This window comes from Cupriavidus sp. D384 (assembly GCF_001652915.1).
Taxonomy (GTDB): domain Bacteria; phylum Pseudomonadota; class Gammaproteobacteria; order Burkholderiales; family Burkholderiaceae; genus Cupriavidus.
The window spans coordinates 131,952-146,291 of sequence record NZ_BBQI01000099.1; the positions used below are offsets into that span (position 1 = coordinate 131,952).

Below are 14,340 nucleotides of genomic sequence, written 5' to 3' on the forward strand. Positions count from 1 at the left end.
CGCCGCTCTGCCGCGGCAGGCCATGAAACTGCCCCGGCGGCCCCTTCGCCACCCGTTTATCTGCCCTTTGCACAGGGGTTTTCCCTTGGTTTCATCCATACCGCTTGCATGGTCAAGTTGTTAGTTGTACGATGACTTATCTCGCAGCATTCACAACGATGGACCAAGGTACCAACCGGCCTTGATCCACACCTAAACCACCATTCGCCATGTGGCGATCAGGAAGAGCGACATGACTACACCGCAAGAACTGAAGCAGATTATCTCGGAAGGCCTGCTCTCGTTCCCCGTTACCGATTTCGACGCACAGGGCAACTTCCGCGCCGACACCTATATCGAGCGCCTGGAATGGCTGGCGCCGTACGGTGCCTCGGCCCTGTTCGCAGCGGGCGGCACCGGTGAGTTCTTCTCGCTGACGCAACAGGACTACTCGAACGTGATCCGCACCGCGGTGGAAACCTGCCGTGGCAAGGTGCCCATCCTGGCCGGCGCCGGCGGCCCGACCCGCGTGGCGATCGAGTACGCCAAGGAAGCCGAGCGCCTGGGCGCCCACGGCATCCTGCTGATGCCGCACTACCTGACCGAAGCCAGCGAAGACGGCATTGCCAACCACATCGAAGAGGTCTGCAAGGCAACCAAGTGTGGCGTGATCGTCTACAACCGCGCCAATTCGCGTATCGGTGCCGATCTGCTGGCCAAGGTCGTGGACAAGTGCCCGAACCTGATCGGTTTCAAGGACGGCGTGGGTGACATCGAGGCCATGGTGCGCGTGCGCCGCAAGCTGGGCGACCGCCTGGCCTACCTGGGTGGCCTGCCCACCGCCGAAGTCTACGCCGCTGCCTACAAGGCGCTGGGCGTGCCCGTGTACTCGTCGGCGGTGTTCAACTTCATCCCGAAGACCGCGATGGACTTCTACCGTGCCGTGGCCGCCGACGACCACGCCACCATCGGCCGCCTGATCGACGACTTCTTCCTGCCGTACCTGGACATCCGCAACCGCAAGCATGGCTACGCCGTGTCGATCGTGAAGGCCGGCGCCAAGCTGGTGGGTCACGACGCAGGCCCGGTGCGCGCACCGCTGACCGACCTGACGGAAGAAGAAGTGGCACAGCTGGACGCCCTGATCAAGAAACTGGGTTCGCAGTAAGTCATACCGTATTGAGTTGAAGCGTTGAGAGCCGACACTAGTCGGCTCTTTTTTTGTCCGTCCCCCGCATCCGTATTCACCCTGATTCCGCACCCACGTCCGCCGAAACGCGCGATCATTGCCGCATCGACCGATGACGGAGGCCCGACATGGCAGCGCAGTCAGACGACAAGGCAACCGAGCCGCTGGTGCTGCACGACAGCAGCGATGGCGTGGTGACGCTGCGGCTGAACCGCCCGCAGCAGTTCAACGCCCTTTCCGAAGCCATGCTGGCCGCGTTGCACGGTGCGCTGCAGGGCATTGCCGTCGATGACAGCGTGCGTTGCGTGATCCTGGCCGCCGAAGGCAAGGCGTTCTGCGCCGGCCACGATCTGCGGGAAATGCGCGGCCAGCCAGACCTTTCCTACTACCAGACCCTGTTCGCCCAGTGCAGCGTGGTGATGCAGGCCATCCAGGCGCTGCCGGTGCCGGTCATTGCACGCGTCCATGGCATTGCCACCGCCGCCGGTTGCCAGCTGGTGGCAAGTTGCGACCTGGCGATAGCGTCCACGCGGGCGCAATTTGCGGTGTCGGGCATCAATGTCGGACTGTTCTGCTCCACGCCATCGGTGGCGCTGTCGCGCAACGTGTCGACGAAGCGGGCTTTTGACCTGCTGGTGACGGGCCGCTTTATCGACGCCGAAACGGCAGCCGACTGGGGCCTGATCAACGAAGCCGTGCCCGAGGACGATCTCGATGCCGCCATCGCGCGCAAGGTGGCGCTGATCCGCGCGAAGAGCCCGACGGCCGTACGGTATGGCAAGGCCATGTTCTACCGCCAGCAGCCGATGCCGCTGGCCGACGCCTACGCGTACGCAGGCGACGTCATGGCCCGCAACATGATGGAAGAGGATGCCGGCGAAGGCATCGACGCATTCCTGCAGAAGCGCGCACCGCACTGGAAGCAGCGATAACCGGCGGCCACGGACACCCTGCTGCCCCTACCCTGCCCCCTACCCTGCCCCCTGCCCTGGGCGCCCTGCCACGCCCGCCACTTCGCTTGACGGCTTGCACCATCCCCGCCCCGGCACCTGCCCGCACGCACCACAACCGACCCCGGCATGCGCCGTGACGGTGAAAAATACCCATAATTCGTCCAATTTTCGTTGGCCCGAAACCTGCGATGGTTGTGGTCGAAGAGTAGAAGCGTTCAACCGCCTGTTCCCTGACCGACCTATCGGCGCAGGCAGGCGGCAGGAAATTGCTCTTGATGTCCGCGCCGCCGCGGAACTCGAGAGCCAGAGATTTCCTGTTTTCCCAGGCATCCAGCGTTCCCGGTCGGCCGGACCCGTTCAACTTTTCCTGAACCCGGAACGACATGACCGAAACCACCCTCTCCCTGCACGAACTGGCGCGCGAGTCGCGCATGGGCGCCCATGGCACCGAGACCGATGCGCGCGAGATCCGCCGCATCGACCTGTCGGATTTTGACCAACGCAAATCCGAGATTGCCGACCAACTCTGGCAGGCTGGCGTCGAAATCGGCTTCTTCCAACTGGAAAACCACGGCATCGACCTGACAGCCGTGCGTGAAGCGTTTGCCATGACCGAACAGTTCTTCGCGCTGCCTGACACGGTCAAGGGCCAGTATCCGCTGGAGAAAGCCAACAACGCGGGCTGGGAAACGCGCGCGCAGGTGCGGCCATCCACCGGCACGCCCGACCAGAAGGAGTCGTACCAGATCACGCGCCCGCATATGGCAACGCTCTGGCCCACCGACGCCGAACTGCCCGGCTTCAAGGCCACGATGCTTGCATTCGAACGGCAATGCTGGGATGTCGGCATGAAGGTGTTGTCGTGCTTTGCCGACAAGCTCGGATTCGACGCGGACTTCTTCGCGCGCGCGCACGACCCCGCTGCCCCCGACTACCAGAGCACACTGCGCCTGCTGCACTACTACGCGATTCCTCCCGAGGCGCAGGACAAGCTCGATCTCTGGCGTGCCGGCGCGCATACCGATTTCGACTGCCTGACGCTGCTGTTCCAGCGCCAGGGTCAGGGCGGCCTGCAGGTATGCCCGGGCAAGGAGATGGAAGCCCAGGCATGGACGCCGATTCCGCCGGACGAGGACGTCATCACCTGCAACATCGGCGACATGCTGATGCGCTGGAGCGATGACCGCCTGCCGTCGAACTTCCACCGCGTACGCAACCCGCTGCCGGGCGAGTACATGGGGCCGCGCTACAGCCTGGCGTTCTTCTGCCAGGCCAACCGCAATGCCATGATCGAAGGGCCGGCGAAGCAGCATCCGGCCATCACGGCGGGGGATTTCCTGCGTCAGCGCGTGGCGGCGAACTTCAAGGCGTATTGATGCCCGGGCGCCAGCCAGGCGCCCGAAAATCAAAAAACCCCGTGCTCTTGCGAGACACGGGGTCTTAAGCCGCCCGGCACCTGCACTGGGCAGGCATCGGGCTGGCGACTACCAAAGGGATCGGCTATCAGGCCGCAGCGTCCTTCAGCTTCTTCAGCGGACGGACCTTGACCTTGACGCTGGCCGGCTTGGCCGGGAACCAACGCTCTTCACCCGTGAACGGGTCCTTGCCGAAGCGCTTCTTCTTGGCCGGCACTTGCTGTGCGGTCACCTTCAGCAGGCCCGGCAGCGTGAATTCGCCAGCGCCCTTCTTGTTCAGCGCGCTAACGATGGTGTTTTCGAGGTGAGCCAGCACCGTCTTCACGGCCTTGGCTTCGAGCTGGGTTTGTGCCACCAGGTGAGCGACCAGGCTCGACTTGTTGAAGGTGTCCTTCAGCGGCTTCACGGCCGGAGCAGCAGCGGGAGCAGCCTTCTTGGCCGGAGCGGCGGCCTTCTTTGCGGCAGCCTTCACGGGTGCCTTGGTTGCTGCGGCCTTCTTGGCAGCAGGCTTGGTTGCAGTCTTCGCGGTCGGTTTCGCTTTGGTCGCCATGTCGATATACGAGAGTTGAAGATTGATGTCCCGGCCCCTTGCATCCACCGCAGCATAGCGCTTGGCATCGCATGCGAATCGTGCTGGCCGGCACGCACTGAATCATAGCGGAAACAACCAGAAGTAAAGGGGTTTTCTCACATGCGACAGGTCAAACCAAGTGAAAACCCCGGGTTTTGTCGCTGGTTTGCGTCAGCAAACACGCTGCGGAGCACTACGTCCCCCCACTTTCGCGTGTGACAGACGCCGCGAATGCAGAAAAGTTTCCGCGAATCAGTGCGCGTGCGCAGCCATGGCGTCGCGCGTTTCGCGCGCCAGGCCCAGCGCAAAAGCGGTTTCGGCCACCAGGAACAGCGGCCCCACCAGCAGGCCGACAAGGTCGTCGACGAAGGCCGGCTTGCGTCCCTCGAAGTAGTGACCGACGAACTGGATGACCCAGCCCGCCACGAACAGGCCAATGCCCGTCGTCAGCCACGCCATGGTGGAAAGCGCGGCAATCCACGCACCCGCCCACACGAAAACCGCAAGGATTGCAGCCATCGCCACGCCAAAACCGAACGACAGCCGCAGGTAGAACAGGCACGCCAGCACGTAGACCACGATGGCCGGCGTCACGAACAGCGCGCCGTCGCCGAGCGGCATAACGGGCCTGCCCAGCAGCGCGGTCACCGCCAGCACGATCATCGGAATGCCGACGAAATGGGTGCCGACGTTACGACTGTCTCGGTGGTAGGCTGCGTAGCTGGACAGATGATCGATCAGGGTTTTCACGGGGCGTCTCCTCTTATCTGGCTGGTTTTCAGGCGCTTCTGGCCGCGCTGGTTCACGCCGTGGCGGCGCGCCGGCACCGTCGGCGCCCACGCCCGTCAGACCACGTTGCGCGTCGGGTTTTGATGTGGATTTATATTAGTGACGCGCCGCGTGCTCCGGAAGAGGGACTACCCGCCGTTCGAGCCGCCCTACTAATTCCTGAAGCCCCCCTCGATATGCGCCCCGTAGACGAGATTCCCGCCCTCACGATCGACCAGCGCGATGCCTGGCTCGGACGGATCGGCATCGACACCGCCCCGCCGCCCACACTGGACACGCTGAACACCCTGATTGCCGCCCACCTGCGGCATATCCCGTTCGAGAACCTGACACCACTGGTAGGCCGGCGCGTGCAGATCGATCTGCCAGCGGTATTCGACAAGCTCGTCGCCCAGCGGCGCGGCGGCTACTGTTTCGAGATGAACACGCTGTTCTGCGCAGGCCTCAAGGCACTGGGATTCGCGGTGACGCCACTGGCCGCCCGCGTGCGCTGGAACGTGCCCGACGCGCGTCCCACCGGGCTGTCGCACATGCTGCTGCGCGTGGAAGTGGCGCACGAAAGCCATGTGGCGGACGTCGGCTTTGGTGGCCCTACACCGGATCGCGCGCTGGCGCTGTCACTGCCGGCAGATGCCGCATCGCCCTACCGGCTGCTGCCCTCCCCGGCCGCCGCAGCGGGCACGAGCTTCCATGCCTATGACCTGGCCGTCCGCAATCCGGATGCGGGGGCCAGCAGGAATGCTGACGATGCAGACGATTGGCGCGTGCTGTACCGCTTCGACCTGACGCCGCAGCCGCAGATCGACTACGTGGCGCGCAACTGGTACGTGTCGACACATCCCGACAGCCACTTCACGCAGATGCTGATCGCCGCCCGTACGGACGCCGACGGCACGCGACTGTCGCTTGGCAACGGCAGCCTGACCGAGCGCATGCCCGACGGCACGGTGCGCAAGACCGAACTGGCGACGGCCAGCGACGTTATCGACGTGCTGGCGAACCGCTTCGGCATCCGTATCGACGACGACCTGCGCGCGGCGCTGGCCGCACGGTTGCCGGCCGTGCTGGCGGCACGCTAGCGTGTGCGCACGCCGGCCCGCCCGCACCCAGGGGGTTCCGCGCTGCGGCACGGTTCATGCATCGCGTGAATTGCCCGCAGAAAGTTTGCTGATATCTGCCCTGCCGTGCGGGTCGGGCTGTGGACTGAGGGGGGACGCCTGCCCATAATGTCCCGGCCCATTCACGATTCAGGCGGCGGCCACGACCGCTGCCTTTCCATATCAGGAGACACCATGTCATTGTTCGATCTGTCGGGCAAGGTTGCCATCATCACCGGGTCCTCGCGCGGCATTGGCCGGGCCATTGCGGAGCAAATGGCCGTCCAGGGCGCCAAGGTCGTCATCTCTTCGCGCAAGACCGAGGCCTGCCAGGAAGTGGCCGATGCCATCAATGCGCAACACGGCGCCGGCACCGCGCTGGCCGTGGCGGCCAATATCTCGTCGAAGGAAGCGCTGCAGAACCTGGTCGACGAAACCAACCGCACCTTCGGCAAGGTGGATATCCTGGTCTGCAACGCCGCCTCGAACCCCTACTACGGGCCGATGAGCGGCGTGTCGGACGACCAGTTCCGCAAGGTGCTGGACAACAACGTGATCTCGAACCACTGGCTGATCCAGATGGTGGCGCCGCAGATGATCGAGCGCAAGGAAGGCTCGATCATCATCGTGTCGTCGATTGGCGGCCTGCGCGGATCGCCCACCATCGGCGTCTACAACGTGTCGAAGGCGGCCGATTTCCAGCTGGCGCGCAACCTGGCCGTGGAGTTCGGGCCGCACAATGTACGCGTGAACTGCATCGCCCCGGGCCTGATCAAGACCGATTTCGCCAAGGCGCTGTGGGACGATCCGGTACGCTACAAGCAGTCCACCGAGAACGCGCCGCTGCGCCGCATCGGCGAGCCGGTGGAAATCGCCGGCGCGGCGTGTTTCCTGGCGTCGGCGGCCAGCACGTTCATGACCGGCCAGGCCATGGTGGTGGACGGGGGCGTCACGATCTGATCTGATTTGCGCGGGAGGCAACGCATGTCGCAACATCCGCAACATCCGCAGCAACCCTCGCAGGCCGGCCCGCATTGGCCGGTCATGTCGATTGCCGAGGCGCACGCCCGGCTGACGGCGTCCGGCGCGCCGTTCGAAACCGGGACGCGAGTGATCCGGGGCATTCCCACCACGGTCTGGAAGAACGCGCCGCCCACGCTGCGCGACCTGTTCCTGGTTGCCGCGGCGTGGGGCGAGAAGACGTTCGTGGTCTACGAGGAAGAACGCGTCAGCTATCGCGCGTTTGCCCTGGCGGCCACCGCGCTCGCGCACCAGCTGGTGCGCGACGGCGTGCGCAAGGGCGACCGCGTGGCCGTAGCCATGCGCAACCTGCCCGAGTGGCCCGTGGCCTTCTATGCCGGGCTGCTGACCGGCGCCATCGTCACGCCGCTTAACGCGTGGTGGACCGGCCCGGAACTTGAATACGGGCTGTCGGATTCAGGCAGCCGCATCGCCATCGTCGACCACGAGCGGCTCGACCGCATCCTGGAACACCTGCCCAACTGCCCTGCGCTGGAACGCATCTACGTGTCCCGCGTGCCGGCCGGCACCACGTTCGACGACGCGCGCATCGTGCCGCTGGCCTCGGTGATCGGCGAGTCCGACGCCTGGCCGACGCTGCCGTCGCAGTCGCTGCCGCTGGTGCCGCTCGACCCCGAAGACGACGCCACGATCTTCTACACGTCGGGCACCACGGGCAAACCCAAGGGTGCCGTCGGCACCCACCGCAATGCCTGCTCGGTGGCGGTCTGTGCGCAGTTCAGCCCGCTGCGCAACCTGCTGCGGCGCGGCGAGCCGGTGCCGGAGGCAAATCCCGATGCCCCGCAGAAGGCCGCGCTGCTGGCCGTGCCGTTCTTCCACGTCACGGGCTGCATGTCGGTGCTGAACGGCGCGCTGGCAAGCGGAGGCAAGATCGTGCTGATGTATCGCTGGGACACCCTGCGCGCGATGGAACTGATCGAGCGCGAACGCTGCACTTCGGCTGGCGGCGTGCCCACCATCGCGTGGCAGATCATCGAGCATCCAAGGCGCGACGAATTCGACCTGTCGTCGCTGGAAAACGTCCACTACGGCGGTGCGCCGGCGTCGCCCGAGCTGGTCCGCCGCATCAAGGAAGCGTTTCCGAACGCTGCGCCGGGCATCGGCTGGGGCATGACGGAAACATCCGCCACCTTTACGAGCCACAGCGCCGACGAGTACATCCACCGGCCGGATGCCAGCGGGCCAACGCTGCCCATCGGCGAAATGAAGATCGACGACGGCTTCGGCAATGCCCTGCCGACGGGCGAGATCGGCGAACTGATGGTGCGCGGCGCCAACGTCGTACGCGGCTACTGGAACAAGCCCGAGGCCACGGCCAAGACCTTTGTCGACGGATGGCTGCACACCGGCGACGTGGCGCGGCTGGACGAGGAAGGCTTCCTCTATATCGTCGACCGCATGAAGGACATGCTGATCCGCGGCGGCGAGAACATCTACTGCATCGAGGTGGAAAGCGCGCTGTATGCGCATCCGGCCGTCATGGATGCGGCGGTTGTCGGCATTGCGCACCGCACGCTGGGCGAGGAACCGGGGGCCGTGGTGAGCCTGAAGCCGGGCGCACAGGCCACCGAAGCCGAGCTGCAGGATTTCGTGCGCCAGCAGCTGGCCGCGTTCAAGGTGCCGGTGCGGATCATCGTCCGCGACGACATGCTGCCCCGCAACCCGAACGGCAAGATCCTGAAGTCGAACCTGCGCAAGCTGTTCGAATAGGAAGGCGCGGCGTCGCGAGACTGGCGACGCCGCGAGGCCCTTACTTCACCGGAATCGGCGTCCCGGCAGGCACCGGGACGGCCGTCACCGCGTTCTGCGGGCTGCCGCTGACAATCCTGTCCGAATAGGTCAGGTAGACCAGCGTATTGCGCTTGCGATCAACCGCGCGCACCACGTGCAGCGTCTTGAACAGGATCGACATGCGCTCCGAGAACACGTCCTCCTGCGCCTTGAGCGGCCCCTTGAACGCGATCGTACCCACCTGGCGGCAGGCAATCGACGCCTCGGGCGGGTCCTCGGCCATGCCGAACGTGCCCTTGATGCCGCCGGTGCGGGCGCGCGACACGTAGCACGTCACGCCGTCGACCTGCGGATCGTCGTAAGCCTCGATCACGACCTTGTCCGACCCCGTCACGCGGAAATTCGTAGAAACGCTACCGATTTCCTCGGCATGGGCGGCGGCCAGCAGCGTGGCCAGGCCACAGGCCAGCCCGACTGCCATGAAAATGCGCAACGGCCTGGGCGTCATTCGGTCGTCGCCCCCTTGATCTCGTCGTGGCGGCGCTCCATTTCCTGGCGCAGCGCGCGGCGCTGCCTGGCGGCTTCGAAACGTTGGCGCTCCACCTCGTCGCGTGGCTGCAGCGGCGGCACCTCGGCCGGCGTGCCGTTGTCGTCCACGGCCACCATCGTGAAATAGCAGCTGTTGGTATGGCGAACCACCTTGCTGCGGATGTTCTCGGTCACCACCTTGATGCCGATTTCCATCGAGCTGCGGCCCGTGAAGTTCACCGCTGCCAGGAACGTCACCAGTTCCCCGACATGGATCGGCTGGCGGAACACCACCTGGTCGACCGACAGCGTCACGACATACCGCCCGGCATAGCGGCTCGCGCAGGCGTAGGCCACCATATCCAGGTACTTGAGGATCGTGCCGCCGTGGACATTGCCGGAGAAATTGGCCATGTCCGGCGTCATCAGCACGGTCATGGACAGCTGGTGGGACAAATCATTCATCGCAGAAAATCCAGAAATCGAGCCTGAGGCGCGGGCAGTGTAACCCGGTGCGCCGCGTCATGGCATACCGGACGGCGCGTTTTTCCGCTGCCAGGCACCAGACAGTCTGAATAATCCGAGGGACAAAATAGAAAAGCGGCCCTGCAGGCCGCTTTCTGTACTTCCTGGAACGCGATGCGCTTACTTCTTCTTGTTCACGGCGTCCTTGAAACCTTGGCCGGCCGAGAACTTCACCGTCTTGGCGGCCGGGATCTTGATCGTTTCGCCGGTGCGCGGATTGCGACCGGTACGTGCAGCACGCTTGCCCGAGCTGAAGCTGCCAAAACCCACCAGCGTGACCGAGTCACCCTTCGCGACTGCCTTCTTGATACTGTCCAGCGCAGCGTTCAGCGCGCGCTCGGCGGCGGCGTTGCTGAGTTCTGCTTCCGCGGCGATGGCCGATACCAGTTCACCTTTATTCATGGCTGATTTCCCTTGTTTGGTCGTCGTCACCGGACTTTTCCCAAGTGGCAAAAGTCCGATCGGCGCAGTCTAATCTGCCCTTTGCGGCTTGAGCAATCCCCAGTGGCACCGATGCAACGAAAACTGCCGGAAATCGTTCCCTGACAAGACTTAGCGGGGTTTTTACCCCTCTGTTTTCCGAATCGGCACATCACATTTCGGAGACTGGACGTATCGGACGACGCACTTTGTGAAACCGACAGAAAGTTGCCGTTTGTCCACCGGAATGCGCAATTTATACCCCGGTTTGCCACCGCCCCGGTAACAGGCAACCCGCCCGATTCCGGTGCATGAACGCGTCATGCACCATTCACGTTCCATTCCGCCCTGCGGCGCGCGTCATTTTGGCGCATCCATGCCCCAGGATCGACCCGTCGCGCTTCCGCGACGGCCCGATTTCCGGATGCAGTCATCGCCAGTTGTGTGCGTAACGCCCTGATTTGGCGCTGCAATCCCTGTTTTGCGGCCAAAACTGGAACGCTAATTGCTTATCCGTGCTCCCATTTTGAGCATGAGGTAACGATGGACAACCTGAAGACAGGCACGGATGCCTTGTTCATCCTGCTGGGCGCGATCATGGTGCTGGCAATGCACGCCGGGTTCGCCTTTCTGGAACTTGGCACGGTTCGCAAGAAGAATCAGGTCAATGCACTGGTAAAGATTCTGGTCGATTTCGCGGTGTCGACGCTCGCCTACTTCTTCATCGGCTACACGATTGCCTACGGGGTGCAGTTCTTTGCCGGCGCCGAGACGCTGGCCGAGAAAAATGGTCACGAACTGGTTAAGTTCTTCTTCCTGGCAACGTTCGCCGCGGCCATCCCGGCGATTATCTCGGGCGGCATTGCGGAGCGTTCGCGGTTCAACCCGCAGCTGATGGCAACTTTCGTGCTGGTGGGCTTTGTCTATCCGTTCTTCGAGGGCATCGTCTGGAATAACCGCCTGGGCGTGCAGGACTGGCTGGCCTCGGTGACCGGGGCGCCGTTCCACGACTTCGCCGGTTCGGTGGTGGTGCATGCCGTGGGTGGCTGGATCGCCCTGCCCGCCGTGCTGCTGCTGGGGGCGCGCCGTGGCCGTTACCAGAAGGATGGCCGCATCAGCGCGCATCCGCCGTCGAACATCCCGTTCCTGGCGCTGGGCGCCTGGGTGCTGGCAGTGGGCTGGTTCGGCTTCAATGTGATGAGCGCGCAGACCATCGACAAGATCAGCGGCCTGGTGGCCATCAACTCGCTGATGGCGATGGTCGGCGGCACGCTGGCGGCATGGGCGGCCGGCCGCAACGACCCGGGTTTCTCGTACAACGGCCCGCTGGCCGGGCTGGTGGCGGTCTGTGCCGGGTCCGACATCATGCATCCGCTGGGCGCGCTGGTAACCGGCGTCGTGGCTGGCTTGCTGTTCGTTCATATGTTCACGCTGGCCCAGAACAAATGGCATATCGACGATGTGCTGGGTGTCTGGCCGCTGCACGGCCTCTGCGGTGCCTGGGGCGGCATTGCCGCGGGCATTTTCGGCAGCCACCTGCTGGGTGGTATGGGCGGCGTGTCGCTGGTGTCCCAGGTGGCCGGCACGCTGATGGGTATCGTGGTCGCGCTGATCGGTGGCACGGTGGTCTACGGCACGCTGAAGAAGCTGGTGGGCATCCGCCTGGACCCGGAAGAGGAATTCAACGGCGCGGACCTGACGCTGCACCGGATCTCGGCCACGCCGGAGCGTGAAACGAACTGGTAACCCACGGATTTGTAAAGCATTGCGTGAAAAAACGGCCGGGGCATTTACCCGGCCGTTTTTACTTGGCGCGCAAAAAAGATTGACTTGAACTTTCGCCGGCGGGCGCCCAATAATGCCCTTGCCGTTTCCGTAAACGCCGACACAGGCGTGCCTTGTGATCCTGACATTATCGACAGCACCCTCCGTTTTGCTGTCCCCGGTTTTTCCTGCCCATAAATCACAGGAGCATGTTCATGGATACCAATTCGCTGCAAAGCATCCGCGACGTCATTTACAGCTATGCCACCATATTCGGCGTGAAAATCCTGGCCGCGCTGGCATTCTGGGTAGTGGGCCGCTGGCTGATCCATTTCGTGGTGCGCCTGGTGCAGAACTCGCTGTCCAAGCAAAGCGTCGACCCCACCCTGCTGCGCTATGTCGGATCGATTGTCACCGTCACACTGAATGTGGTGCTGGTGATCGGCATCCTCGGCTATTTCGGCATCCAGACCACCACGTTCGCGGCGCTGATCGCCGCGGCCGGCGTAGCCATCGGGATGGCCTGGTCCGGGCTGATGTCGAACTTCGCCGCCGGCGCCTTCCTGGTCGTCCTGCGTCCGTTCAAGGTGGGCGATTTCGTGACCGTGGGCGGCGTGACCGGTACGGTGCGCGAGATTGGTCTTTTTGCGACGTCACTCGACACCCCGGACAACGTCCTGACCGTCATCGGCAACAACAAGATCTTCAGCGACACGATCCAGAATTTCACGGCCAATCCGTTCCGGCGCGTGGAACTGAAGGCGCAACTGGCCGGCACCACCGACGCGACGGCAGCCATCGCGCTGCTCAAGGAAAAACTGGCCGCCATCCCGAACGTGCTGGCCGACCCGCCGGTCGACGTCGAGATCCTGGAATTCACGCTGGTGGGCCCGGTGCTGGCGGTACGTCCGTACTGCCATAACGACAATTACTGGCAGGTGTATTTCGATACCAACCGCACCATCCGCGACAGCTTCGGCGCGGCCGGATTCGCCGCCCCGATGCCCGCACAGATGGTGGTCATGCAGAATGCACCGGCCGTGCCGTTGACCCAGCCGGCCAACCAGGCCGCCTGAGCCGGCAAGCGGCAGCGATCAGCCGGGCTGGCGCATGCCGGCCCGCCCATACAGACGCAGCAGCACGGCGCCGCTGCCGCAGACCGCCATCACCACGGCCAGCGGCAGCGCCGTACCGTCGTGCCAGACGCTGACCGCCGCACCGGCCAGCGTGCCGAAGCCGAACTGGAGCGTGCCCATCAAGGCCGACGCCGTGCCGGCGCGATGGCTCTGATGCGCCAGCGCCAGTGCCGACGCATTGGGCGTGATGCAGCCCAGCCCGGCCAGGAATACGAAGAAGCAGCACAGCAGCACCGGCAGCGAGGCCAAGCCCAGCAGCGTGGCGGCTGCCAGCGTCAGGCCCGCCACGCATGGCGCGATCAGCGCGACGCGTAGCACATCGTCCAGCGCCCGGGCGCGCACCAGCTTCGCGTTGACCTGCGACATCGCGATCAGGCCAAATGCGTTGGCCCCGAAAACAAAGCCGTAGTGGGAGGGATCGATGCCATGCAGTTCGATCAGCACGAACGGCGAGCCTGCGATATAGGCGAACATGCCCCCCTGCACGCACCCGGCGGACAGCGAATAGCCCAGGAATTCACGGTCGCGCAACAGCTCCCAGTAACCGCGCAGCACGGTACCGGGATGCAGCGTGCGGCGGCGTTGCGGGTCCAGCGATTCCTCCATCCGCGTATGGATCAGCCACAGCAGCAGCACGGCCGCGCCGCAGTGGATCCAGAAGATCGCGCGCCAGCCCGTGGCCGCCAGCACCGCGCCGCCGATCAGCGGCGCCAGGATCGGCGCCAGGCCCATCACCAGCATCAGCGACGAAAAGGCCCGCGCGGACTCGCGCGCCTCGAGCCGGTCGCGAATCACCGCACGCGAAACCACCAGCCCGGTGCAGCCACCCAGCGCCTGCAGGAAACGCCAGACCATCAGCGACTCCACGCTAGACGCCAGCGCGCAACCAGCGGCGGCCACGCCATAGATCGTCAGGCCCGCATAGAGCGGCGCCTTGCGGCCGAACCGGTCGCTGACCGGCCCGTAGAACGCCTGTCCGATGGCCAACCCCACCAGGAACGTACCCAGCGTCAGCTGTACCCTGCCGATATCGGTATGCAGATCGGCCGCCAGCGCCGGAAAGCTGGGCAGGTACATGTCAATGGAAAGCGGTGCGATGGCGGTGAGCGACGCGCAGATCAGCAGCCAGAGCGGAAAGCGCGCGTCGGTGCGCGCGCTTGTGGAGGACGTCATGAAAGGGTTCCGGTAGGACAAGCCGCAAT

At 64.4% G+C, this 14,340-nt stretch carries 14 protein-coding genes; 8 read left to right on the forward strand and 6 right to left on the reverse strand.

The features are described from left to right. The first annotated feature begins 232 nt into the window (after positions 1 to 232). From kdgD to A9J21_RS25250, 3 genes are all read left to right on the forward strand, one after another. Complete coding sequence (gene kdgD / locus A9J21_RS25240) at positions 233 to 1,147, forward strand: 5-dehydro-4-deoxyglucarate dehydratase (RefSeq protein WP_066740429.1); 915 nt, start codon at positions 233 to 235, stop codon at positions 1,145 to 1,147. Between the two features lie 149 nt (positions 1,148 to 1,296). Next, positions 1,297 to 2,100: an enoyl-CoA hydratase gene (locus A9J21_RS25245; RefSeq protein WP_066740431.1), complete on the forward strand. Its 804-nt coding sequence runs from the start codon at positions 1,297 to 1,299 to the stop codon at positions 2,098 to 2,100. A 404-nt stretch (positions 2,101 to 2,504) separates the two neighbouring features. Next, complete coding sequence (locus A9J21_RS25250) at positions 2,505 to 3,497, forward strand: isopenicillin N synthase family oxygenase (RefSeq protein ID WP_066740432.1); 993 nt, start codon at positions 2,505 to 2,507, stop codon at positions 3,495 to 3,497. 127 nt (positions 3,498 to 3,624) lie between these two features. On the opposite strand, the gene A9J21_RS25255 is transcribed toward A9J21_RS25250, so the two are convergent. Both A9J21_RS25255 and A9J21_RS25260 read right to left on the reverse strand, forming a co-directional pair. Next, positions 3,625 to 4,086, reverse strand: a complete 462-nt coding sequence (locus A9J21_RS25255; RefSeq protein ID WP_066740433.1) for an HU family DNA-binding protein — start codon at positions 4,084 to 4,086, stop codon at positions 3,625 to 3,627. Between the two features lie 273 nt (positions 4,087 to 4,359). Then, positions 4,360 to 4,857 carry a DUF962 domain-containing protein gene (locus A9J21_RS25260; RefSeq protein WP_066740434.1) on the reverse strand — a complete coding sequence of 166 codons (498 nt, stop codon included), beginning with the start codon at positions 4,855 to 4,857 and terminating at the stop codon, positions 4,360 to 4,362. A 215-nt stretch (positions 4,858 to 5,072) separates the two neighbouring features. On the opposite strand from A9J21_RS25260, the gene A9J21_RS25265 reads away from it, so the two are divergent. From A9J21_RS25265 to A9J21_RS25275, 3 genes are all read left to right on the forward strand, one after another. Further along, a complete protein-coding gene (locus A9J21_RS25265) occupies positions 5,073 to 5,975 on the forward strand; it encodes an arylamine N-acetyltransferase (RefSeq protein ID WP_066740436.1) in 903 nt (300 codons plus the stop codon). A 213-nt stretch (positions 5,976 to 6,188) separates the two neighbouring features. Continuing rightward, on the forward strand, positions 6,189 to 6,953 hold the full coding sequence (locus A9J21_RS25270) for an SDR family oxidoreductase (RefSeq protein WP_066740437.1): 765 nt from the start codon (positions 6,189 to 6,191) through the stop codon (positions 6,951 to 6,953). 24 nt (positions 6,954 to 6,977) lie between these two features. Further along, a complete protein-coding gene (locus A9J21_RS25275; protein WP_066740439.1) occupies positions 6,978 to 8,744 on the forward strand; it encodes a class I adenylate-forming enzyme family protein in 1,767 nt (588 codons plus the stop codon). Positions 8,745 to 8,784: 40 nt separating this feature from the next. Here the strand turns inward: A9J21_RS25275 and A9J21_RS25280 are convergent, their stop codons facing one another. The 3 genes from A9J21_RS25280 to A9J21_RS25290 form a co-directional block, all read right to left on the reverse strand. Then, the gene (locus tag A9J21_RS25280; protein WP_066740441.1) at positions 8,785 to 9,246 is read right to left on the reverse strand and encodes a CreA family protein; all 462 of its coding nucleotides are present in this window, start codon (positions 9,244 to 9,246) and stop codon (positions 8,785 to 8,787) included. A gap of 23 nt (positions 9,247 to 9,269) precedes the next feature. Further along, positions 9,270 to 9,758, reverse strand: a complete 489-nt coding sequence (locus A9J21_RS25285; protein WP_066740443.1) for an acyl-CoA thioesterase — start codon at positions 9,756 to 9,758, stop codon at positions 9,270 to 9,272. Between the two features lie 180 nt (positions 9,759 to 9,938). Beyond that, positions 9,939 to 10,220, reverse strand: coding sequence for an HU family DNA-binding protein (locus A9J21_RS25290; protein WP_008651272.1), 282 nt, complete (start codon positions 10,218 to 10,220; stop codon positions 9,939 to 9,941). Positions 10,221 to 10,781: 561 nt separating this feature from the next. Between A9J21_RS25290 and A9J21_RS25295 the strand changes: the two genes are divergently transcribed. Together A9J21_RS25295 and A9J21_RS25300 are read left to right on the forward strand one after the other, a co-directional pair. Then, on the forward strand, positions 10,782 to 11,984 hold the full coding sequence (locus A9J21_RS25295) for an ammonium transporter (protein ID WP_066740445.1): 1,203 nt from the start codon (positions 10,782 to 10,784) through the stop codon (positions 11,982 to 11,984). Positions 11,985 to 12,217: 233 nt separating this feature from the next. Further along, on the forward strand, positions 12,218 to 13,078 hold the full coding sequence (locus tag A9J21_RS25300) for a mechanosensitive ion channel family protein (protein ID WP_066740545.1): 861 nt from the start codon (positions 12,218 to 12,220) through the stop codon (positions 13,076 to 13,078). A gap of 18 nt (positions 13,079 to 13,096) precedes the next feature. Here A9J21_RS25300 and A9J21_RS25305 read toward each other — a convergent pair whose 3' ends face one another. After that, positions 13,097 to 14,311, reverse strand: a complete 1,215-nt coding sequence (locus A9J21_RS25305; RefSeq protein WP_066740447.1) for a Bcr/CflA family multidrug efflux MFS transporter — start codon at positions 14,309 to 14,311, stop codon at positions 13,097 to 13,099. Between the last annotated feature and the right edge of the window lie 29 nt (positions 14,312 to 14,340).